The sequence below is a fragment of the Slackia piriformis YIT 12062 genome (genome assembly GCF_000296445.1).
Taxonomy (GTDB): Bacteria; Actinomycetota; Coriobacteriia; order Coriobacteriales; family Eggerthellaceae; genus Slackia; species Slackia piriformis.
On record NZ_JH815199.1, the window covers coordinates 259,482 to 278,929 of the forward strand.

The window sequence follows — 19,448 nt, forward strand, 5'->3', positions numbered from 1 at the left end:
CGAAACCAACTTTTATCAAGGTTTTTGCAGAATAATCCCCAGCTTATTCGGCGCTGGGGATTGCGAAGGGCGCTTTTGCTTGCCTTTTTGCCACTGGCGTTTGTTCTGGCTGCGTTCGTCGTTTGACGGGAGGGTTCGTGCAGATATCCACCAGATTCACCCTGGCAGTGCATTCGCTGCTTTATATCGTTCGGTTTTCGGGGGATTGTCGCGTTACCTCGAAACGCGTCGCCGCAAGCACGGGGGCGAATCCCGTTGTTATCAGAAGGCTGTTCTGCCAGCTTAAGGATGCGGGCATCATCATGGTCGAGCCCGGCGTCGGCGGGGCAAGCGTAGTGAAGAATTACGACGAAGTGACGCTTCTGGACGTGTTTCGAGCCGTGGAAAGCACGGAGAGCAACCTGTTCGCCTTTCATGATTCGCCGAATTCCGATTGTCCCATCGGGGGTGCGATTCACAAAATCCTTGATGGAGAACTTGAAGCCGCCCAGCGGGCGCTCGAGAACCGCCTGAGGCAAACGACCCTGCAGGACCTTCTGGGTCGTTTGCCGTCGTAGCGCGCGTGCCCGATGGGTTTATTTAAGGTCCGGTCTTCGTTTCTGCTGTAGCGATTAAGAAAGGCCGACTCCGTCGGTCTTCTTGTTTTGCCGAACCCGCAAGAAGGGTCTTCACCCTGCGCCCTGAAAGTACGATAGTGAAAGGGAAAGAGATGCCGCCGTGTGCTATTCCCGTAAATGGAGGCATGATGCTACGACATCCGAAAGGCCGCTGCGTACTGCAAGGAGCACGGCCGATAATCGATTGCGCTCGCGCGAAAGGGGAAGACATGCAGGTCATTGAAGAGCAGGTTTACGCATTTTCCAAGGACAATGCGCCGTGCGCTACGGCACAGCCGGGCGAGATGCTCAAGTTCGTCACCAAAGACTGCTTCAGCAATCGTATTCCCGACGAGAAGACCACGATGGCCGATTTGGACTATACGTACGGATTCGCCAATCCCGCAGCCGGTCCCGTTTATATCGAAGGTGCCGAGCCGGGCGATGTGCTTGTGGTGGATATCTACGAAATCGAGGTTGCTGACGAAGGGACCGTTGCCACCGACGATCACTGCGGTCCGCTTTTCGAGGGCACCGACTATCGCACCAAGAAAATTAAAATCAAAGATGGCGTGGCGGATTTCAACGGCGTGAAGATTCTCATCAACCCGATGATCGGCGTCATTGGCACGGCTCCTGCCGGCGAAGACGTGATCGACGGCTTCGTGGGATCGCATGGCGGGAACATGGACAACAAGCTGATCACCAAGGGGACTCGCCTGTATCTGCCTGTTCGAGTTCCGGGTGCATTGCTGCAGATGGGCGATGTGCATGCCGCCATGGGCGACGGCGAACTGTGCGGCACGGGCATTGAGATTCCTGCGGAGATCACCGTCAAGGTTCAGCTGGTCAAGAACTTCGAGCTTCATTGGCCCGTTCTTGAAACCCATGACAAATGGTACGTCAATGCCAACGCTCCTAAATATGACGAAGCGCTCATGAACGGCTCGAAAGAGATGCAGCGTCTGCTTATGAACGTTACGGGCTGGGATCCGGTCGAGACCTATATGTATATGTCCATCCAGTCCGATGTCGAAATCAGCCAGGGCTGTGAGCCGTGCGAGGTGCAGCTTTCCTTGCGTATCGGCACGCCGAAGCTCCCCCAGTTCGCGCCGCTGGTTCCGCGTCCGTAATTGCCGCCCGCGTTTTGGTCCTGCTGGCTAGACTTGCCGCGCCTCGCGTTATCGCCGCTTTTGAGAGTGTCGAGCGCGAGGCGCTTTTGTTTGCAAGAATGTCGGGCGAAGTTCGCCGTCTGCGAGGTGCCTAAACGCGCGTTCTTGCGAAAAAATGCCGCTCGCCTTATCAATTGCACCGTTTGCCGCAAGGGTTTCAAAAGAGCATTTTGCTTCCTTCTTTTGCTTCTGCTTTAGCGCGGCAAAGTGATAGAATCCACGACATCAACAAATCAGACAAGACCGAAGCCGGATGGAGTTGCAAGCATCCGGCTTCGATCGCGTCTGAAGGTAGGTTCGGATTCGAAAGAAGGTGTCTAATGGCGGAAAACAAGACTGCCGCCAAGGGCGCGAACGCTTCGCTTGAGCAGTTCGGCTACAAACAGGAGCTGCGTCGCGGCCTCGGTCTGTGGGACGTCGTTTTGTACGGCGTGCTGTTTATGGTCATCATCGCCCCGCATTCTATCTGGGGCTTGGTGCAGCAGCAGGGTTTGGGCATGTCCACCCTGGTGTACCTCGTTGGCTTCGTGGCCATCGGCTTCACGGCATTGAGCTACGTGCGCATGAGCAAGCGTTTCCCCATTGCAGGCTCGGTATACTCTTACGTGCAGCGCGGCCTGAACCCCCATGTGGGCTTTATGTCCGGCTGGATGATCCTGCTGGATTACTGCATCACCCCCGCACTGCTTTACACCATGGTCGCAAACTGGGGCGTCATGCTGGTTCCGGGCAGCCCGTGGTGGCTGTGGGTCATCGTGTTCGTGGCGTTCAACACGTTCGTGAACATCCGCGGCGTTTCCATGACGCGCGGCGTAGACTTCGTCATTTTCGCGGTTGAGATTGTGGCCGTGATTGCGTTTGTGGCTCTGGGCTGCAACTTCATCATGGGCGGCGGCGGTGCCGGCGAGTTCAATATGGATCCGATCTGGCAGCCTGAGGTAGTCACCCCCACCTTCATCGCTGCTGGCATCTCCATTGCTGCGCTGAACTTCCTGGGTTTCGACGGCATTTCCACGCTGGCCGAGGAAACCCGCGAGCCTGAGAAGAACATCGGTCGCGGCATCATGATTGCCCTGGGCATCATCATCGTGTGCTTCTCCGTTCAAACCTACCTGGCCTCGCTCATCCAGCCTGATTGGGCCTCGTGGACCGAAGAGCATGCCAACAACGCGTTCTTCTATGGCTGCCAGCTTATCGGCGGCGACATCTTCATGAAGATTATGCTGGTGGTCAATATCGTGGCTGTGGGCATCGCCAATATCATGAACGCACAGCTCGCCGCTTCCCGCCTGCTGTTCTCCATGGGTCGCGACGGCGTGATTCCCCGCATCTTCGGCAAGGTGCATCCCAAGTTCAAGACCCCGTGGGTTGGTTCCATCTTCATCGGTGTTGTTGCGCTGATTCTGGTTGGCATCCTCGGTATGGCCGACTTGGCCACGCTGGTGAACTTCGGCGCGCTGTTCTCGTTCATCCTGCTGAACTTTGCCACCTTCTGGTTCTTCTTCGTTAAGGAAAAGCAGCGTAAGAGCTTCGGCGATATCGTGAAGTATCTGATCTGCCCCTGGATCGGCATCGCGATTCTGGCGTATGTGTTTGCCGGCTTCCAGCCGATGACCTGGGCAATGGGTGTCACGTGGTTCGTTATCGGCATGATTGTGGCTGCCGTGAAGTCCAAGGGCTTCAAAGAGGTTCCCGAGGCGTTCAAGCATCTGGACGCATAAGTGTTTCGAGTCTGTTTCGACACGCATCGTTGCGGGTCGAACAATAGGCGCATCTGCGGCTCCGGCGTTATGCTGGAGCCGTTTTTATTTCACGTGCTGCTCGGTAAAGCGGTAACACGTGGTTTGCGAAAGGCGTAGGGAAAGGATCGGCAATGGCAGATATCGTTATCTCGGGAGAAGCGACGCTCGAGGAGATTCGCGCGTTTTTTTCGAACGATCGCTATGCCACGGTGGCGTGCGGCGCAGCGATTGAAGAGGCAAGGCCGGGATTTTCCCGCGTTTCGCTATTGCTGGGCGACAATCATCGTAATGGCCTCGGGTCGGTTATGGGCGGCGTGCCTTTCACCATGGGGGACTTCGCTTTCGCGGTTGCGGCGAACGTGGGCAATCCTCCTACGGTATCCACGAATTGCAGCATAGACTTTCTCGGGACGGCGAAGACCGACAAGCTCGTTGCCGAGTGCCGGGTGGAGAAAGACGGACGAAGCCTCTGCTTCGCTCGCGTTGACGTGACGGATTCTTCGGGCAATCCCGTGGCTCGCATGAATGTGACGGGGTTCAGGCGGGGCTAGACGCGCTGCGATTCGGGCGCCGCGCTGCTTTCCGCCAGGTCTATGAGCTCTTGCTGCGAATGCACGTCGAGCTTTTTGTAGATACGCTTCACGTGCGTTTTCACGGTGTTGCGCGATATGACGAAGTGTTCCTGGATAAAGCCCACGTTGCGTCCGCGCGCCATGCAGAGGAATATCTCCGTCTCGCGTTCCGTCAGCCCGTGCGCGGTTCCGATCTGCGCGCATTTTTCTTCGAAGGAGTCTTCATGGGCGCTGTGCTGCGTGGTGATTTCGGGGCTTTCGACGCCGTTTATGGTCTCTTCGAAGCTGAACTTTCGAAACCCGAGCCAAAGAAACGCTATGAACACGAACAGTGCGCAGGCGGTTATGAAGTGCGCCTCCTGTCCGCCGAGGGAAACGAAATCGTTTGCCGTATGTCCTGCTATCGCTCCAACGATGGTTCCTAGGGCGCGCACGGCGTTTGCGATGCCAAGTGCGACGAGCAGGGCGAAGGGGTTTTGCTTGCCAATGGCGGCTACGGTCATCCATAAAAGGATGTCGAAGCAGTTTCTTCCGATGCGCAACAGGGCGTTTGCCATGGGGGCGTTGCTGTCGAACGTGAACGGGGCGGCAAGAAACCCTGCAATGACGAGCAGCGCCGAAAACGAGAAAAGCGCGTCCTCTCCGCCCGGTTTGCGGGCGAGGACAATCGCCACGGCAACGGCGAGCAGGACCGTCCATTCAAGGGGGCTGCGGTTCGGGGCGTTGTCCACTTCGTTGAGCGTGAGCGCATATCCCGAAGCGATGCTGAATACCAAGATGCAGGCGAAAAGCGCATGCGTCGGTTTAAGGAAAGCGCTCGGGTGTGCGATTTCGAGGTCTGACGGCGTAGACGCATGCTGCATCCGTGCGAGGTATTGCGATGCGGACATCCACGAAAGCGCAAGCGCCGCAAGGGGAAGCGCTGCCATGGCGGTCATGCCTGCTTCAAGTGGCAGGATGCCCATTGCCTGTTCTAGCAAATTGCTTGCGGCTATGCCGAATGCCGCAGCGATCGCTGTATGTCGGGGCGTGGGTAAAAGACAGATGGCCAGCCCGTAGAATACGACGATCCAGATATGGCCGATTTCGAAAAACACAATGCCTGCTGTGGCCATAATCGCCGATTGCAAAACCACGGAAGCGTAGATAAGCGCGGTAGAGCTTGCCGTGGCGATGACGCTTGTTGCCGCGATGGTCTTCGCATCGAGAATCCCCGGCCTATTGCCCGCTGCCAAGGTGACCCCTACGTAAAGCAGGGCGCGCACAGCCGTGTCCAGCTCTCTTCCGACGGGGAAGAATTCCGCAAAGCGCGGAAACAGCACGCTGTTTTGAATCCAGCCGTACAGCCCCATGAGCACGACGGCCCCGAAAGCGCACGCAAGAGCCCGCTTCCCTTTGCTTTGTTGCATTGGATACCCCTCCTATTATCCGGAGCCCATTGTATTGTTTTCGGGCGAGCGAATCGATGCCCATTTTCGCCTTTCTCAAGATACCCCTGTCAGGGTGACGCTTATCATCAGGGATTTTATGAAGAATGCCCCTGTGTGGGGAAGTGACGAATTCTCCTTGTGCGTATAGAGTCGAATCAGTTTCTGCAACGGCTCGAGGTTGTCGGGCTTCCGAATCGCTTCGTCGAAAAGCGAATGCTCAAGACGAGGAGCGACTGCGCTCGCGTCTTCTGCGCGTACAGGCGCATGGACTTTGGGTCGTTGCAAGGGAGAATACCAAGGAGGGATTCAACATGGCAGCAGAAGTATCTCGTCGTAATTTCCTGGCGGGCGTTGCGGGCGTGGGTGCCTTAGCCGCCGCCGGGCTTGCGGGTTGCGCTCCGAGCACGGCAGGAGAGGGCAAGACGGCCGATGCGGAAGACAAGGGCGCAACCGATGGCGTCGCCGACTGGTTGGGCGAAGCCCCCGAAATCACCGATATCGCCGAAACCAAGGAATGCGACCTGTTGATTGTCGGCGCGGGCAACGGCGGCATGGCGGCAGCGGCATATGCGGCCGACCAGGGGATTGATTTCATGGTGTGCGAGGGCGGCACGCAGGTGGGCGCAACGCGCCATTGGTTCGCAGCGCTCGATACGCCTCCGTTCGCCGATCGCGAACCTGTGGACCGTCAGCGTCTGATGGGTGAAATCATCCGTTATTCCTCGGGCAATTGCGACCAGCGTCTCATCAAAATGTGGATGGACGAATCGGGCGAGATGTTCGCGTTCGTCGACGGCATCATGAGCGCGTCCGGCGCCGTGGTTATCGCCGATGAGAACGATATGCCGGGCGGCATGGGCGGCACGTCGTTCTATACGCCTCCGTTCGAGCATCATTACGGCAACAAGGACGGCGGACGCGACGGCATCGAAGAGCGCAACGTCCTGTTCGAGAAGCATATCAACGAAGCGGGTTACGAGGTTTCTTACGGCCATCTTCTGGCGAAGCTGGTGCGTGAAGAGGGCGGTCGGGTGACCGGCGCCATCTTCGAAACCGATAACGGATACGTCCAGGTCAATGCCAAGAAGGGCGTCATGCTCGCCACCGGCGGCTATGCGGCCAATCCCGCCATGGTGGAGGCGCTGTCTCCCGTTACAGCGAAAAGCGTGACGGCTCTGGGCTATAACCAGAACAACAAAGGCATGGGCATCAAGGCCGCCATGTGGGCAGGCGCCGCCAAAGACCTCACCAGCGCCACGATGATTTTCGACCGCGGCCTGGTGGCTCCTGGAACCCCGGCCGGCTATACGCCTGAGAGCATCGAAGCCGGCGACCCGCAGTTTCCGGGCAACGGCCAGTTCAATCCCGGCACGCAGCCGTTCCTGAAAGTGAACATGGCGGGCGAGCGCTTCGCCAACGAGTCGGCCGATTACGACTACCTTCCGCACGCCGCCGCCCAGCAGCCTAACGGCACCTATATTTCGGTATGGGACGGCAACTTCGGCGAAGACGTGCAGCGCTTCCACACGCTGGGCTGCTCGGCCGGCACTCGTATGGGCGTGCTGGCGTTCAAGAAGGACGACGGCTCGTACGATTTGGACGCCTATTTCGAGAAAGAGCTCGCCGACGGCCGTCTGCAGAAGGCCGATACGCTTGACGAGCTGGCCGACAAGCTGGGCTTCGACGCCGATGCAAAAAAGACGTTCCTCGCCACGTGCGAGCGCTATAACGAGCTGTTCGACGCCCAGGAAGACACCGACTTCTTCAAGGAGGCGTACCGTCTTTCCGAGCTGCGCACCCCTCCGTTCTTCGGTGCCACGCTCGGCGGCACGCTTCTGACCACCATTGACGGTATTCGAATTAACCACGACTGCCAGGCGCTCGACACGCAGGGTCATGTCATCGAGGGCCTGTTTGCGGCGGGCGACTGCTCTGGCAGCGTCTTCAGCGGTAACTACCCCGATCAGCTCCACGGCTTCGCATGCGGCCGTACGATGACCGAGGCGCTTCACGTGGTCAAGCTCGTGTCTGCAATGTAGACCTATTTCTCGCATACTCCGGAACGCGCATACCCCTCCCTTGAGCGTTCCTTGTTTCCAGGCGGGCTTCGGCCCGCCTTTTCGCTGTGTGCTTGCATGCTGCCGTCTTGCCTTCATGCGTCCAGGGCGTGTCTTCGAGCTGTGATGTTTATTTCCCGTGCGTAAATGCGCACGGTTTTGATTGGCGCGCTTCGAGAGCGGAGCTATCATAGTGCGGATTGAATCCAAGATGTTTGGGCCGCGCGCCTGAACGAGCGAGAAGGGATGGGCGATGGCAGCGGAAATACTCGAAGCGATTATGTTGGTGTGTTTTGGACTATCGTGGCCGATGAACGCGCTCAAAAGCTACAGGGCTCGTACGGCGGCCGGTGCAAGCTGGCAATTCTTGACGCTTATTTGCTTGGGGTATATTGCTGGTATTGCGGCCAAATTCTGTTCCGGATCCATAAGTTGGGTGCTTGCGGTGTATTTCATCAACCTTGCATGTCTTGCCGTGAACTGGGGGGTATATTTCCGCAACAAGAAGCTCGATGCGGCCGAAGCGGCGGAGAAACAAGCGGCTGCATAGCCCGGGGTCGAAGGGCTCTTCCTTTCGCCGATTCGGCAGCAAATCCAAGGCGAGTGGCGTTTTCGCGGCGGCGTTCGTTGCTATACTTCGCGTATGATCTAGCGATGATACTCGGATTCGCAGACGCTTTCACAAGGAGGAAGAATCATGGAAGAAAAGAAAGGCCCTGCGGCCCCTCAGCCTGCGCCTGATAATCAGCCGAAATCCGATATTTCTGCTGAGCCCGCAGCTCCGGCGGCTCCTGTAGAGCCTCCTGCTCCCACTGCTCCTGCGGCGGCTCCCGCAGAGCCTGCAGCTCCCGCAGAGCCTGCAGCTCCCGCAGAGCCTGCCGTTCCTGCTGAGCCTGCAGCTCCTGCAGAGCCTGCTGCTCCGATGGCCCCCGTCGCCCCGACGGCTCCTGCGGCCCCTCAAGCCGCTCCTGCTTCGGCGCCTCAGGTCGAGGGCACTGCTCAGATGCCGCAAACTCCGCATCAGCCCGTTTCCGCGCCAACGCAGCCGTTCGACTCCGCGCAGCAGCCGGCCCAGCCTGTTCCTGGTCCTGCGCAGGCTCCCTATGGCGCCTATCCGCCGCCTCCTGCTCCGAATTATTCCGCCCCGTCGAGCGGCAAAGCGACGGGTGCGCTTATCTGCGGTATTCTCGCTATCGTGTTTTCCTTCATCCCCATCGTGGGTATTATTCTGGGCATTGTCGCCATCGTGCTTGCGTCCAAGGCCGTGAAATTTGCAGGTAAAAGCGGAAAGACCACGGGCGGCAAGGTCTGCGGCATCATCGGCATCGTCTTCTCTATCCTATGGGCTATTTTTTCGTTCGTTTTGACCATGGGTATCATAGGTGGCATAAACGCCTATGAAAGCGATTACGTTCCCTCCGCCGATGTTCCTACGACCTCTTCTCCCCTTGCGGAGGATATGGGCGCCGAAGAGCAGGCAATAGCCGACCTTGTTTCGGCTGAGCTCGATAAGTACAAAAACGCTGATTCTGCGGCCTTGAGCGCTCTGGGCGCCGAATACGACGATGAAGATCTTGTCACTATCGACGGTGTGGATATGAGCCTGAGCGACCTCGGCATCGACCCCAATGAAGTTGCCGCGTGGGCTACGACCGATTTCGACTATTCCATCGATAGCGTCTATATCGATTCCGACGGAGCTACCGCAACGGTATATGTCGATACCACCGAGCGCGATTTCTTTGAAATGGGCTCGCTTTTCGGTGACCTGCTCAATGAATACGTTAGCTCGGGCGCGGCAGATGCGGCCGACCTCGAAACCGCCAAGGCAAAGGTTGGCGAGCTGTACGCCCAGGCCATGGCCGAGAGCACCGCAATGAGCGACTATTATGCGGCATTCGACATAGTCAACGAGGGCGGAACGTGGCGGATTCTCGAAGACTCCCTTGAAGAGGAGCTGGATTACGTCTTCTCGACGTTCTAGGCCTTTGGTAGCGACATAGGTACACCTTGAAAGGAAGTGCGGCATGCCGCACTTCCTTTTGCGTATGGGCCGCTTTTGAAGCATGCGGGTATGCGCAGGGCGTATACTTCAAGCGTTTTCGGTAAAGCTTCAGGCAGAAAGTGGCAACATGATAGGCACTATCGTTAACGTTATCGCCATTGTGGCGGGCAGTGTTATAGGCGGCACGCTGAAAAGGGTTATGAGCGAGCGCGTGAGCAGCACGCTGTTTACCGCTATGGGCGTGGCGGCAATGGTTCTCGGCATCAACTCCGCCGTTCAGAATATGTCGAACAGCTCGTACCCGGTGCTCTTCATTGCAAGTCTTGCCATAGGTGGCGCCATCGGCTCTTCGCTTCGTCTAGGGGAGCGCATGGGGAATGCCACGTCACGTAGGGGCGGCAAGGAGCTCGGTCAAGGTCTCGTTACGGGATGCCTGCTGTTTTGCGTAGGCACGCTTTCCATCCTGGGTCCCGTGCAGAGCGCATTGTACGGAGACGCTACGTTCCTGTTCACCAACGCCATGCTCGACTTCGTGACGTCTATGGTTTTGGCCTCGACTTACGGAGTGGGCATGTGCCTTGCTGCTGTGGTCTTATTCGTCTGGCAGGGTTCGATCTATGCGCTCACGGTTCTTTTGGGCGATTTCATTTCGGGGAGCATGATGACCGAGCTCTCCATCGTGGGCGGATGCCTTATCATGATGTCCGGCATTTCGATTTTGGGACTCAAGGAGATCAAAACGCTCGATTTCCTTCCTGCCCTCGCCGTGCCCGTTCTTTGGTGCCCGATTGCGCCTCTTTTGTCTCACCTGCTTTAGGGTATATCTTTTCTGACCAAGTATTTTGAAGAAATATACCCGCAAGAGGGCGATGGTTTTCAGGGGTGGCTCCTGTAGTGTCGAAGTCGTAGAAACGCCGCCAAGAGGGAGGCGGATACGTTCTCTGGCACGAACAGGAGAGGGATCATGAAAGACCATGCAATGAATCGTCGTAGCTTTTTGACGGGCTTTGCTGCAACGGGCGCGCTTGCTGCGGCCGGGGCCGCGCTGACCGGCTGTGCTCCGAGCACGAGCTCGTCTGATGCTAAGGATGGCGCAGACGGGCAGCAGGGCTCATGGCGCGATAAGCCGGCCATGCCCGAAAAAATAGATGAGACCGTCGACGTCGATATCGTTGTGGTCGGTGCCGGCAACGGCGGCCTTCCCGCCGCAACCACGGCCGCCCAAGAAGGCGCCAAGATTCTCGTGTTCGAGAAGGGCGGCGCTATTGCGGCGGCACGCGAGGCAATCGGCGCGCTCAATTCCAATCTCGCTCCCGATCATCATGAGGACGTTCCTACGCTTTTGAATCATGCCAACATGACGCAATCTGGCGATGCGAACATACTCCTCTACAAGACTTGGGCAGAAAAGTCCGGTGAAATGATTGAGTGGATGGAAGAGACGCTTGGCCCCAAGGGTATGCTTTTCCCGTTCGAGTGGCATTGCCCCGACGATCCGCACGCCTATTATCCCGCCATGTGCTACAACCCGTGCCTTGACGAGTACAACCCGGAAGGTCCGAACTATGGTGCATATATGCATCTCGAGGTTATGGCGGATGTTTTCCAGAACGAACTCGGCGGAGAGATTCGCTTTCTGACGCCTGTCCAGCAGCTTGTGCAGGATGATTCGGGAAAGGTGACCGGCGTCATTGCCGTCGACAACGACGGAAAGGTTATCCAGGCCAATGCATCTAAGGGCGTTATCGTGTGCACGGGCGGCTATGGTGCGAATGACGAGATGCTGCAGGACCTGTGCCCCGGCAATACCAACTGGTGTGCGCTGCGAGACAGCAACACCGAAACCGGCGATGGCATTCGCATGGCGTTGTGGGCGGGCGCCGAGCTTGAGGCGGGCGGTGCGGCCATGATTTGGAATCGCGCCATTCTGCCCGATGGGTTTGAATTCGACGGGTCTTATACCGGCGGCGATATCTTCCTTCCCGGCAGCCAGCCGTTCCTGCATGTCAACATCAACGGCGAGCGTTTTATGAACGAAGACCAGTGCTATCCGATGAGCTATGCGGGCGGCGCGAACCAGCCGGGTCATTATTCCTGGATTGTATGGGACGGCAATTATTGGGAAGACATCGTTCGGTTTGACACCTGCGGTTGCTCCCGTCTCGCCCCTGCTCCTGCAGGAACGGCTTTCAATGCCGATGTGTATGACTGCGAGGCTATTACGCCCGAGCATCTCGACGAGTTCTGGCTCAACCCGCGTATCGAAAACGGATCCTTGAAGAAGTGCGACACGCTCGAAGAGCTCGCCGACGCCATGGGCTTCGACGCCGAGAAGAAGGCAACGTTTCTTGCCACGGTCGAGCGTTACAACGAGTTGGCCGAAGCGGGGGAGGATGTCGATTTCGGAAAGCCGGCATATCGTCTAAGCGATGTTTCTCAGGCCCCGTTTTATGCGGCGCGTATTGGCGGCGAGCTTCTGGTGACTATCCACGGCGTTATCACGAATGCAAACAGCCAGCCGCTTCGCAAAGATGGCTCGGTCATCGAGGGCCTCTATGTATGCGGCAACGATCAGGGCGGTTTTTACCCGCATAATTACCCGAGCAACTTCACGGGTATCAACGCAGGCCGCACGGCAACGTTTGGCCGCATTGCCGCAAAGCACGCTCTCGGCGTGGAGTAGGCATTTATTCACGCCCCTCCCTTGAAGAGGAGGAGCCCACATGGCTCCTCCTCTTTTTAGTGCTTCGCTACCAGGTCGATAAGCTCTTGGCGGCTGTGCACATCGAGTTTTGCATAGATATGCTTCGCGTGGGTTGCGGCGGTTTCTCTCGATATCACGAGTTCGTCGCGAATGTAGGGGATAGAGCGACCCCGGGCCAAAAGAGAGAAGACCTCCGTTTCGCGCGGGGTGAGCCTGAACGTTTTCGAAATCGAGAGGATGGCCTCCTCGAATGAGGCGTCATTGCCGGCTTGTTCTTTTTGGTCCGCCGCCGGCTCTTCAGCGTCCTGAAGCGGGGTGCGCTGCCCTGCTTGCGCGTCACTGTTGCGGCCGATGCTCTCGTTTGCGTTATCTCCTGGACGCGCGGTTGTCAATTCCTCGCTTTTCTTTGAAGGCGTGATAATCGATGGGGCGTTTTCTGCGCTGGGGTTCTGTGTGCGGAAGCTTGTTTCGTCATCGAGCACGAACATCGTGGCGAACACGAGCACGACAATGCAGCCGGCTGCTACGTTCTCAAAACCGCCCAAATTGCCGATTGGGAAGTTTTGAAGCATGAGAAGCAGAAACACGCCGATGAAGTCGCCAAGATGAACCCCGATCCATCCCCATCCGAACGATTGGGTTGCGGTTGCTTTTCCGCTCTCAGCGAATCGTGCGAAAAACATCTGCGTGATGAGGCAGAAAGCGAATCGCGCGGAAATGGACGTAATGAAAGCCACTATGCTGCCGAAGGGGTCGGGCAGGAGGATTACGGATGCGAATCCGAGCACCAAAGCGGGGCACATCCAGCGGTAGAAAAACGAAATCGAAATTCGTCGCGGACCTACGACGGCAACGGCCGTGAGCGCCATGGCGAAAACAAGGGCCACGAGGATCGAAGCTTGGTTGACGGGCGTTTCGGGCCTTATGTAGGGGTCGGCGTCAAGAAAGCCTCCTGAAAGGCAAACGAAAACGCAAGCGACCAGAATTCCGAGGACGGTTCTTCCCATCGACCGCAGCGCGTGCGCGGCGGACGGTTCGCTTCGATGGTGTTTGTTTTGGTCGGCCCCTTTTCGCGGGGCATTCCTCAAAGCTCATTCAAGGCTCATGCCGGAGATGATGGGGAATGACGCTACGAATGCGATTCCTACCCACCCGCTCATAGCGGATGATGCCAAAGTCAGAAGCGCTGCGATGGCCGCGGAGGCCGGAGCGAGCACTTCAGTGTGATCTTGGGGGATGCGGGAGTAGAACGAACCCCAAAGAAGCCACATGAAGCCGCTGCCTATTCCCGTAGCCATGGATGCCGCTATGAAGACGGGGAGTGCCCATGTACTGTCGGGTAAGGGGAGGAAGTAGGCGATGGTTCCTATCGAGGCGATAAGGGGAGAGACTACGCGCATGCGGGGACGGTCGGCGATTTCTCCCATGCGGGGTTCGGTGGCTATGGCGTAGCCGATGGTTGCAATGGATGCGAAAACGGGGAGGCCCGACACAATGAGCTGCGTCAAAAACGGCAGGGATTTGCTATGCAGTGCGGGTTCTATGAGAAAGCGGCAGTCGATTGTTCCCAGGTAGAAGACGCAGAAGACCCAGGCAAGAAGAAAGCTCCAGCCAAACCTAGACGGAGAAAGGCCCATCAGGGAATCCGAGGTTGAATTTGAGCTGGTTCGCAGAAAAGAGAGCATGAGGTCCTTTCGAACGGCATGCGCCAGCGTTGAGGATGCTGGCGCATTATGCATCGGGTTCGATTATTGTAGACCAAGCTCTTGCGCGCGGCGAAGCGCACGGCAGCGCACGCTTCGCCGCGGGTCTTCCTTAGAATCCGCTTACCTGGTAATGCTTCATGAGGTTCGCAAATGCGGGAAGAGAACGCTCGATGACGGAGTAATCGACGCAGTACCCTATGCGCACCCAACCCTCCACGCCGAAGCTGTTGCTCGGGACAATCAGCAGTTCGTGCTTTTTTGCCTCCTCGGAGAAAGCCTGCGCATCGGGTTCAAGCGCACGCATCCACAGGTAAAACGCTCCTTGCGGCGCGACGCATTCGTAGCCGAGTTTGGTAAGGCCGTTATAGAGCAGATCCCTATTCTTGCGATAGGCATCGATATTACATGGCTCGTCGACGCAGCGTTCTATGACGGACTGGAAAAGAACCGGCGCGCATACGAATCCAAGAGCGCGACCCGCTCCGCATACGGCCGCGTAAACGCGCTTGGAATCCTCCATCGTCGGGGGTACCAGCACGTAGCCAATGCGCTCTCCCGGAAGGCTGAGGGATTTCGAATACGAATAGCAGACAAGCGTGTTTTCGAAGAGCTCGGGCACGAAGGGGACTTTGGTTTCGCCGTATGCTATTTCACGATAAGGCTCGTCGGAAATAAGATAGATTGCATGGCCGTATTCGTCTTGTTTGCGTCGCAACGCGTTGGAAAGCTCCACCAGGTCGCATTCAGGGTACACGGCTCCCGTGGGGTTGTTGGGCGAATTGATGATGATGCCCTTTGTCCGAGGAGTAATGGCGTCCTCGATGGCCTCGATGTTCAACTGGAAATCGGTAACGCGCGCGGGAACCTCGATGCATACGCATCCTGCGTTTTCGATCCATACTTTGTATTCGGGGAAGTACGGGGCTACCACGATGAACTCGTCTTCGGGGTTTGCCAAAGCATTGATGGAAATCGAAATCGATGCTGCGGCGCCAACGGTCATATAGAGGTTTTCAGCGGCGTATGCCGTACCGAAGCGACGGTTGAGCGATTCTGCGATGGCCTTGCGGACGCCGATGGCACCTTGCGCGGGCGTGTATCCGTGCACTTGTTCGGCCGGCTGCTCGAGAATATCGAGGATTGCCTCTTTGATGGATGGGGGAGCGGGGACGCTCGGGTTGCCAAGGCTGAAGTCGAAAACGTTATCGGCTCCTATTTCGGCCTTGCGCGCCAGCCCGTAGGCAAAAAGCTCGCGGATGGCGGAAGGTTCGTCGCCCAGTTCGAACATGCGCTGGTTTATCATGGTTCCCTCGATTCTGCGATTGCTCGCCTTGGTCGCCGTTGCGATATGTCGTACGATTTGCATATTATCGTACTCTGCTGGGCCTCGGTGTGAGCTAGGGGCGCGAAAGGGAGAAGAACATGACGGATGCTTTCCTCGGCGCTGCCGCCGGTACAGGTTTCACTTTTGCATGCACGGCGCTCGGCGCTGCGGCGGTTTTTCTCATCCGCGGCAAGCGCGGCGGTGTTGCCCAGACGCTGTTTCTCGGGTTTGCCGCCGGCGTTATGATTGCGGCAAGTGTGTGGAGTCTGCTCATTCCTGCGATTGAGCGAGCAGAAGAGGCGGGTCAAATCGGCTGGATTCCCGCAGCGGGCGGTTTCGTCCTGGGTGCGGCGTTCCTTTTCGTCCTGCATGCCCTCTTGCCTCATCTCAACATGGGGAAAGAAAAGCCCGAGGGCCTGCCCTCCCGCTGGGGACGTTCGACATTGCTTTTCACTGCGGTGACGCTTCATAACATACCCGAGGGCATGAGCGTCGGTTTGCTTTTCGCCATGGCGGCGCAGGCCGGCGGAGACCCAACGTTGACAGGCATGGCTACGGCCCTTGCTCTTGGCATCGGCATACAGAACATTCCCGAAGGTGCTGCGGTGTCGTTGCCGCTTGTTCAGGAGGGCATGAGCAGGCCGAAGGCGTTTGCCATGGGCGCTCTTTCGGGACTGGCCGAGCCGGTGTTCGGCTGCCTTGTCGTTCTTGGCGTGGGCCTCATAACGCCGTACATGCCCTGGATGCTCGCCTTTTCGGCCGGCGCGATGATGTTCGTCGTGGTTGAGGAACTTATACCCGAGGCTCACTTGAGCAAACATTCCAACTGGGGAACCGCTGGCGTCATGCTGGGTTTCCTCACCATGATGGTGCTCGATGTTGCCCTAGGCTAGGATTGCAGCGCGATGCGACGAACGGCCGCGACGCAATGCCGCATGGGGCTGCGAGGCGCGAAAGAAACGCCCGCATCCGGCCCGGCAAGAAAGCTCGCCTATCTCAGTCTCGTTTGAATCAGGTGCCGCACTGCTTCGATGGCATGTCCGCGAAACAAGGCGCGTGGTCCTGCGTAAGCCATGGCCATGCGCTGCCACGCCGCCTCTTCGGGCTCGTAGCAGTGGTTGGCGCATGTCTTGCACGAGGGGCGAGGTTCTCGTCTGCATAACGCGCGGCGGGTTTCTCCGTAGCGCAGATGCGCCGCGCAGCTGGGGCATAGAGACGGGATTTTGCGCGTAGGATACACCCCTGCTTTCGTCGCCTCGCTTTCGAAGGGGACTCGCTCGGAGGGGTCGTGATGGTCCGCGCAGTATATTTCCGTCATCCCTCCCAGCGTGACGATGTCTCGCGCGACGGCTTTGTCCGAAAACCGATCGCGAATGCGCTTTCCCAGCCGCTCGTAGGTGCGTTCGACCGTCTTGTCGACGCTGTTTTCGCTGCGTTTTTCGTGGTCTACCATTGCTCATCCTCGCCAAGGTCGAGCTCCATGAATTCGAGGCATTTCTCTATATAGATTTTGTTTGCCGTTGCTGTTGCGGCGGAGATGACAAGCCTTCGCGCGGGCGTGAGCTCGCTGCCGTTTGCAAACGAAAGGGCGAAGGTGAATCCGCGGGGCTTTTCAAGCTCCCACTCGCCGAGGGCGTCGGCGCGAACCGATCCGCTGAAAAGCGCGCGCAGGCTTTCCTCCACGGCGGTGCAGAAGAAGTCGTAAGCGCGTTGTACGGGATAGGTTGCGCTCTGGATGGCGAAAAGCCGCTGAATGTCCGAGATGGGCACGGTTCGTTTCATGAGGCAGACGAAAATGAGCAGGGCAAGGTGCTCTCGGCCGTAACGCTTGTGCAGAGGCGTTGGAATGAGCTTTTGCTTGACGTAGTTATTCACCATGGACGAGGTCAGGATCTTTTCTTCCCTGGGAAACAGGGGGCGAAGCTGATTGTCGGTGTAGGTGAGAACCTGGTCCATATAAAGCTCTATGTCGGGCAATTCTGCATAGCGTGGGATATGAAGCCCGTCGATATGTGCAACGAAGAGCCGTTCTTCCTCGCTGTTGTGCGGGCGAGTACGCCGAGCTTTTGCAGGATGCGTGTCGGCGCTTCGTTGTGTTTCGTGTGCAGTGTTCATGGCGTCTTTCATGGAGGCAAGCTTACCAATGCTTCGTCGGTTTCGGCTGCCGCATTGGGTGGGTATGCCTCGCTTCTTCTAAAATCCACATTGCTTGACACAATATAGGCTAACACATAATCTAGTATTAAAAACTAGATAGACTGCAGATAAGGACAACATGGATACTATGCAAAAAATCGCGGTGCTGACGGATTCGTGCTCCGACGTTCCCCCGAGCCTTGCGCAAGAGCTGGGGATACGCGTCATTGCTCTGCATATCAACTATCGCGATGCGGCGTATCGCGATCGCGTGGATATTCAGCCCGATGAGGTATACGCACGTTTCGCCGAAGAAATCCCGAAAACGTCCACCCCTTCTCCGTCGGATGTGGCGGAGGCGTTCGACGAATTCGTTGCAGCGGGCGTGACGCATGTTGTTGTCGTGTCCATCTCGTCCGGGCTTTCCGCAACGCACGACTTGTTCAAGAGTGTTGCCACGGGGTATCCGAATCTCCATGTTGAGGTTATCGACACAAAGAACATCGGGCTTGGGTCGGGTCTGACGGCGATTGCGGTTGCTCGCATGGTGCAGCAGGGCTTCTCGTTCGACGAGGTTGTTCGCGGGGCCCGTCGTTATGCCGAATCGACATGCGCTTTCTTCTGCGTGGATACTCTTGAATACCTCTACAAGGGCGGGCGCATCGGCAAGGTCACGTACTCGCTCGGCTCGACGCTCGATATCCGACCCGTCATTACGTGCAACGAAGAGGGCGTGTATGTGCCCATCGCGAAGGCCCACGGACGCAAGGCTTCGCTGAAGAAGGCCCTTGCGCTGGCGAAGAAGCACGTGGGCAGCGCATCGAGGTATCGTTTCGCGGTGGTGCATGGCGGCGCGGAGGAGGAGGCTCGCGCTTTGCTGGGGAAGGCCAAGGAGGCCTTGCCGAACGCCGAGGAAATCTTGTTCGAGCAGATTTCTCCCGCGCTTGTCGTTCATACCGGCCCCGGGCTGATCGGTATAGGCGCGCAGATCATCGAATAGCCAGACTGAAGGCGTTTTCGCATCGCGTCTGCTTCGATGCTTGCGGGATTTCTGCGGCCGCCGGGCGAAACATGTCTTGACAGGGGGCGAAAGCCCTGTTTCACCATGCTGATTTTTTGATGCTTGCGGTTTGGCCTGCGTCGCATCGTACAATACATCTATTGGACGATGGAGCCGAACGGCCTGCAGAAGGAAGGAATCGCACCATGGATCAAAAGGTGTACGAGCTCATCAATCAGCAGATCAACGCCGAACTGTACAGCGCATACCTGTACATGTCGTTCGCCGACCACTACGAGGAAGAGGGTCTTTCCGGATACGCGAACTACTACATGATCCAGGCTGCAGAAGAACGCGATCACGCGCTTATCTTCCGTAACTATCTGCACGACAACGGCCAGAAGCTGAAGCTTAGCGCCATCGCTCAGCCCGACAAGACTTTCACGGATTTCATGGGCCCGCTTGAGGCCGCCCTTGAGCACGAGAAATATGTCACCGCACTCATCAACGACATCTATGCGGCCGCGGTCGAGGCAAAAGACTATCGCTGCATGAAGTTTTTGGATTGGTTCATCGATGAGCAGATGGAAGAAGAGGCCAACGCGGACGAGATGGTCACCAAGATGCGTCTGTTCGGCTCCGATGCCAAGGCTCTTTATGACCTCGACAGGGAATACGCCGCTCGCGTATACAGCGTTCCTTCTCCGCTGGCAAACGCCTAAGTGCCGCATTTTATTTCGGCAAAGCCCAAGCCGCATCGCCTGGTTCGATGCGGCTTTTTCTTTGTCCGGGTTTTCGTTTGCCTAGCAGTTTTTCGAGCCTCTGTCGCACCATGCAATATCTTTATGTATGAATGGAATGGTATTGATTGCAGTTATGCATAAAGGAACCATAAAATCCCTTTTTCGCGCCGAGAATCCGCTTCATCGCGCCGCTTGCCGCTGCGAATTTCCGAGTGTTTTAGCGAAGCTCTAAACTCTCCGCGTTCGTTTTTTCGAACGTTA

At 57.3% G+C, this 19,448-nt stretch carries 18 protein-coding genes; 12 read left to right on the plus strand and 6 right to left on the minus strand.

Annotated features, from left to right (window positions below):
* Nucleotides 1-137: 137 nt before the first annotated feature.
* The 4 genes from HMPREF9451_RS09045 (at nt 138) to HMPREF9451_RS09060 (ending at nt 4,061) form a co-directional block, all read left to right on the plus strand.
* Nucleotides 138-557, plus strand: a complete 420-nt coding sequence (locus tag HMPREF9451_RS09045) for an Rrf2 family transcriptional regulator (protein WP_009139990.1) — start codon at nt 138-140, stop codon at nt 555-557.
* Between the two features lie 269 nt (nt 558-826).
* Entirely contained in the window at nt 827-1,729 is a 903-nt protein-coding gene (locus HMPREF9451_RS09050) for an acetamidase/formamidase family protein (protein WP_040626858.1), read from the plus strand.
* A gap of 359 nt (nt 1,730-2,088) precedes the next feature.
* The gene (locus HMPREF9451_RS09055; RefSeq protein WP_009139992.1) at nt 2,089-3,489 is read left to right on the plus strand and encodes an APC family permease; all 1,401 of its coding nucleotides are present in this window, start codon (nt 2,089-2,091) and stop codon (nt 3,487-3,489) included.
* Nucleotides 3,490-3,641: 152 nt separating this feature from the next.
* Nucleotides 3,642-4,061, plus strand: coding sequence for a PaaI family thioesterase (locus HMPREF9451_RS09060; protein WP_009139993.1), 420 nt, complete (start codon nt 3,642-3,644; stop codon nt 4,059-4,061).
* Here HMPREF9451_RS09060 and HMPREF9451_RS09065 read toward each other — a convergent pair.
* Entirely contained in the window at nt 4,058-5,491 is a 1,434-nt protein-coding gene (locus HMPREF9451_RS09065) for a helix-turn-helix transcriptional regulator (protein ID WP_009139994.1), read from the minus strand. The two genes, HMPREF9451_RS09060 and HMPREF9451_RS09065, sit on opposite strands and share 4 nt — an antisense overlap.
* A 332-nt stretch (nt 5,492-5,823) precedes the next feature.
* On the opposite strand from HMPREF9451_RS09065, the gene HMPREF9451_RS09070 reads away from it, so the two are divergent.
* The 5 genes from HMPREF9451_RS09070 to HMPREF9451_RS09090 all read left to right on the plus strand — a co-directional run bounded on the left by HMPREF9451_RS09070 (nt 5,824) and on the right by HMPREF9451_RS09090 (nt 12,257).
* A complete protein-coding gene (locus HMPREF9451_RS09070) occupies nt 5,824-7,551 on the plus strand; it encodes an FAD-binding protein (protein ID WP_009139995.1) in 1,728 nt (575 codons plus the stop codon).
* Between the two features lie 271 nt (nt 7,552-7,822).
* The gene (locus HMPREF9451_RS09075) at nt 7,823-8,119 is read left to right on the plus strand and encodes a hypothetical protein (protein ID WP_009139996.1); all 297 of its coding nucleotides are present in this window, start codon (nt 7,823-7,825) and stop codon (nt 8,117-8,119) included.
* Between the two features lie 147 nt (nt 8,120-8,266).
* Entirely contained in the window at nt 8,267-9,553 is a 1,287-nt protein-coding gene (locus HMPREF9451_RS10170) for a DUF4190 domain-containing protein (RefSeq protein ID WP_009139997.1), read from the plus strand.
* Between the two features lie 148 nt (nt 9,554-9,701).
* Nucleotides 9,702-10,391, plus strand: a complete 690-nt coding sequence (locus tag HMPREF9451_RS09085) for a DUF554 domain-containing protein (RefSeq protein ID WP_009139998.1) — start codon at nt 9,702-9,704, stop codon at nt 10,389-10,391.
* A gap of 147 nt (nt 10,392-10,538) precedes the next feature.
* Nucleotides 10,539-12,257 (plus strand): FAD-dependent oxidoreductase, encoded by a 1,719-nt coding sequence (locus HMPREF9451_RS09090; RefSeq protein WP_009139999.1) that lies wholly within the window; start codon nt 10,539-10,541, stop codon nt 12,255-12,257.
* 56 nt (nt 12,258-12,313) lie between these two features.
* Here HMPREF9451_RS09090 and HMPREF9451_RS09565 read toward each other — a convergent pair whose 3' ends face one another.
* The 3 genes from HMPREF9451_RS09565 to HMPREF9451_RS09100 form a co-directional block, all read right to left on the minus strand.
* Nucleotides 12,314-13,285 (minus strand): response regulator transcription factor, encoded by a 972-nt coding sequence (locus HMPREF9451_RS09565; protein WP_009140000.1) that lies wholly within the window; start codon nt 13,283-13,285, stop codon nt 12,314-12,316.
* A gap of 84 nt (nt 13,286-13,369) precedes the next feature.
* A complete protein-coding gene (locus HMPREF9451_RS09570) occupies nt 13,370-13,915 on the minus strand; it encodes a hypothetical protein (RefSeq protein WP_009140001.1) in 546 nt (181 codons plus the stop codon).
* Nucleotides 13,916-14,093: 178 nt separating this feature from the next.
* Entirely contained in the window at nt 14,094-15,287 is a 1,194-nt protein-coding gene (locus HMPREF9451_RS09100; RefSeq protein ID WP_040626947.1) for a pyridoxal phosphate-dependent aminotransferase, read from the minus strand.
* Between the two features lie 119 nt (nt 15,288-15,406).
* Here HMPREF9451_RS09100 and HMPREF9451_RS09105 point away from each other — a divergent pair, with 119 nt between their 5' ends.
* Nucleotides 15,407-16,201 (plus strand): ZIP family metal transporter, encoded by a 795-nt coding sequence (locus HMPREF9451_RS09105; protein WP_009140003.1) that lies wholly within the window; start codon nt 15,407-15,409, stop codon nt 16,199-16,201.
* 98 nt (nt 16,202-16,299) lie between these two features.
* Here the strand turns inward: HMPREF9451_RS09105 and HMPREF9451_RS09110 are convergent, their stop codons facing one another.
* Both HMPREF9451_RS09110 and HMPREF9451_RS09575 read right to left on the minus strand, forming a co-directional pair.
* Nucleotides 16,300-16,761, minus strand: a complete 462-nt coding sequence (locus HMPREF9451_RS09110) for a nitrous oxide-stimulated promoter family protein (protein ID WP_009140004.1) — start codon at nt 16,759-16,761, stop codon at nt 16,300-16,302.
* Nucleotides 16,755-17,423, minus strand: a complete 669-nt coding sequence (locus tag HMPREF9451_RS09575) for a DUF1836 domain-containing protein (protein ID WP_051001045.1) — start codon at nt 17,421-17,423, stop codon at nt 16,755-16,757. The genes HMPREF9451_RS09110 and HMPREF9451_RS09575 overlap by 7 nt, the downstream gene beginning before the upstream one ends.
* A gap of 160 nt (nt 17,424-17,583) precedes the next feature.
* Between HMPREF9451_RS09575 and HMPREF9451_RS09120 the strand changes: the two genes are divergently transcribed.
* Both HMPREF9451_RS09120 and HMPREF9451_RS09125 read left to right on the plus strand, forming a co-directional pair.
* Complete coding sequence (locus HMPREF9451_RS09120) at nt 17,584-18,444, plus strand: DegV family protein (RefSeq protein ID WP_009140006.1); 861 nt, start codon at nt 17,584-17,586, stop codon at nt 18,442-18,444.
* Between the two features lie 206 nt (nt 18,445-18,650).
* Complete coding sequence (locus HMPREF9451_RS09125; RefSeq protein WP_009140007.1) at nt 18,651-19,166, plus strand: ferritin; 516 nt, start codon at nt 18,651-18,653, stop codon at nt 19,164-19,166.
* Nucleotides 19,167-19,448: the final 282 nt, after the last annotated feature.

Coding starts and splice junctions, on each gene's coding strand:
- HMPREF9451_RS09050 (WP_040626858.1), top strand. CDS start 827: ATGCAGGTCATTGAAGAGCAGGTTTACGCATTTTCCAAGGACAATGCG.
- HMPREF9451_RS09055 (WP_009139992.1), top strand. CDS start 2,089: ATGGCGGAAAACAAGACTGCCGCCAAGGGCGCGAACGCTTCGCTTGAG.
- HMPREF9451_RS09060 (WP_009139993.1), top strand. CDS start 3,642: ATGGCAGATATCGTTATCTCGGGAGAAGCGACGCTCGAGGAGATTCGC.
- HMPREF9451_RS09065 (WP_009139994.1), bottom strand. CDS start 5,491: ATGCAACAAAGCAAAGGGAAGCGGGCTCTTGCGTGCGCTTTCGGGGCC.
- HMPREF9451_RS09070 (WP_009139995.1), top strand. CDS start 5,824: ATGGCAGCAGAAGTATCTCGTCGTAATTTCCTGGCGGGCGTTGCGGGC.
- HMPREF9451_RS09075 (WP_009139996.1), top strand. CDS start 7,823: ATGGCAGCGGAAATACTCGAAGCGATTATGTTGGTGTGTTTTGGACTA.
- HMPREF9451_RS10170 (WP_009139997.1), top strand. CDS start 8,267: ATGGAAGAAAAGAAAGGCCCTGCGGCCCCTCAGCCTGCGCCTGATAAT.
- HMPREF9451_RS09085 (WP_009139998.1), top strand. CDS start 9,702: ATGATAGGCACTATCGTTAACGTTATCGCCATTGTGGCGGGCAGTGTT.
- HMPREF9451_RS09090 (WP_009139999.1), top strand. CDS start 10,539: ATGAAAGACCATGCAATGAATCGTCGTAGCTTTTTGACGGGCTTTGCT.
- HMPREF9451_RS09565 (WP_009140000.1), bottom strand. CDS start 13,285: ATGGGAAGAACCGTCCTCGGAATTCTGGTCGCTTGCGTTTTCGTTTGC.
- HMPREF9451_RS09570 (WP_009140001.1), bottom strand. CDS start 13,915: ATGGGCCTTTCTCCGTCTAGGTTTGGCTGGAGCTTTCTTCTTGCCTGG.
- HMPREF9451_RS09100 (WP_040626947.1), bottom strand. CDS start 15,287: ATGATAAACCAGCGCATGTTCGAACTGGGCGACGAACCTTCCGCCATC.
- HMPREF9451_RS09105 (WP_009140003.1), top strand. CDS start 15,407: ATGACGGATGCTTTCCTCGGCGCTGCCGCCGGTACAGGTTTCACTTTT.
- HMPREF9451_RS09110 (WP_009140004.1), bottom strand. CDS start 16,761: ATGGTAGACCACGAAAAACGCAGCGAAAACAGCGTCGACAAGACGGTC.
- HMPREF9451_RS09575 (WP_051001045.1), bottom strand. CDS start 17,423: ATGAACACTGCACACGAAACACAACGAAGCGCCGACACGCATCCTGCA.
- HMPREF9451_RS09120 (WP_009140006.1), top strand. CDS start 17,584: ATGGATACTATGCAAAAAATCGCGGTGCTGACGGATTCGTGCTCCGAC.
- HMPREF9451_RS09125 (WP_009140007.1), top strand. CDS start 18,651: ATGGATCAAAAGGTGTACGAGCTCATCAATCAGCAGATCAACGCCGAA.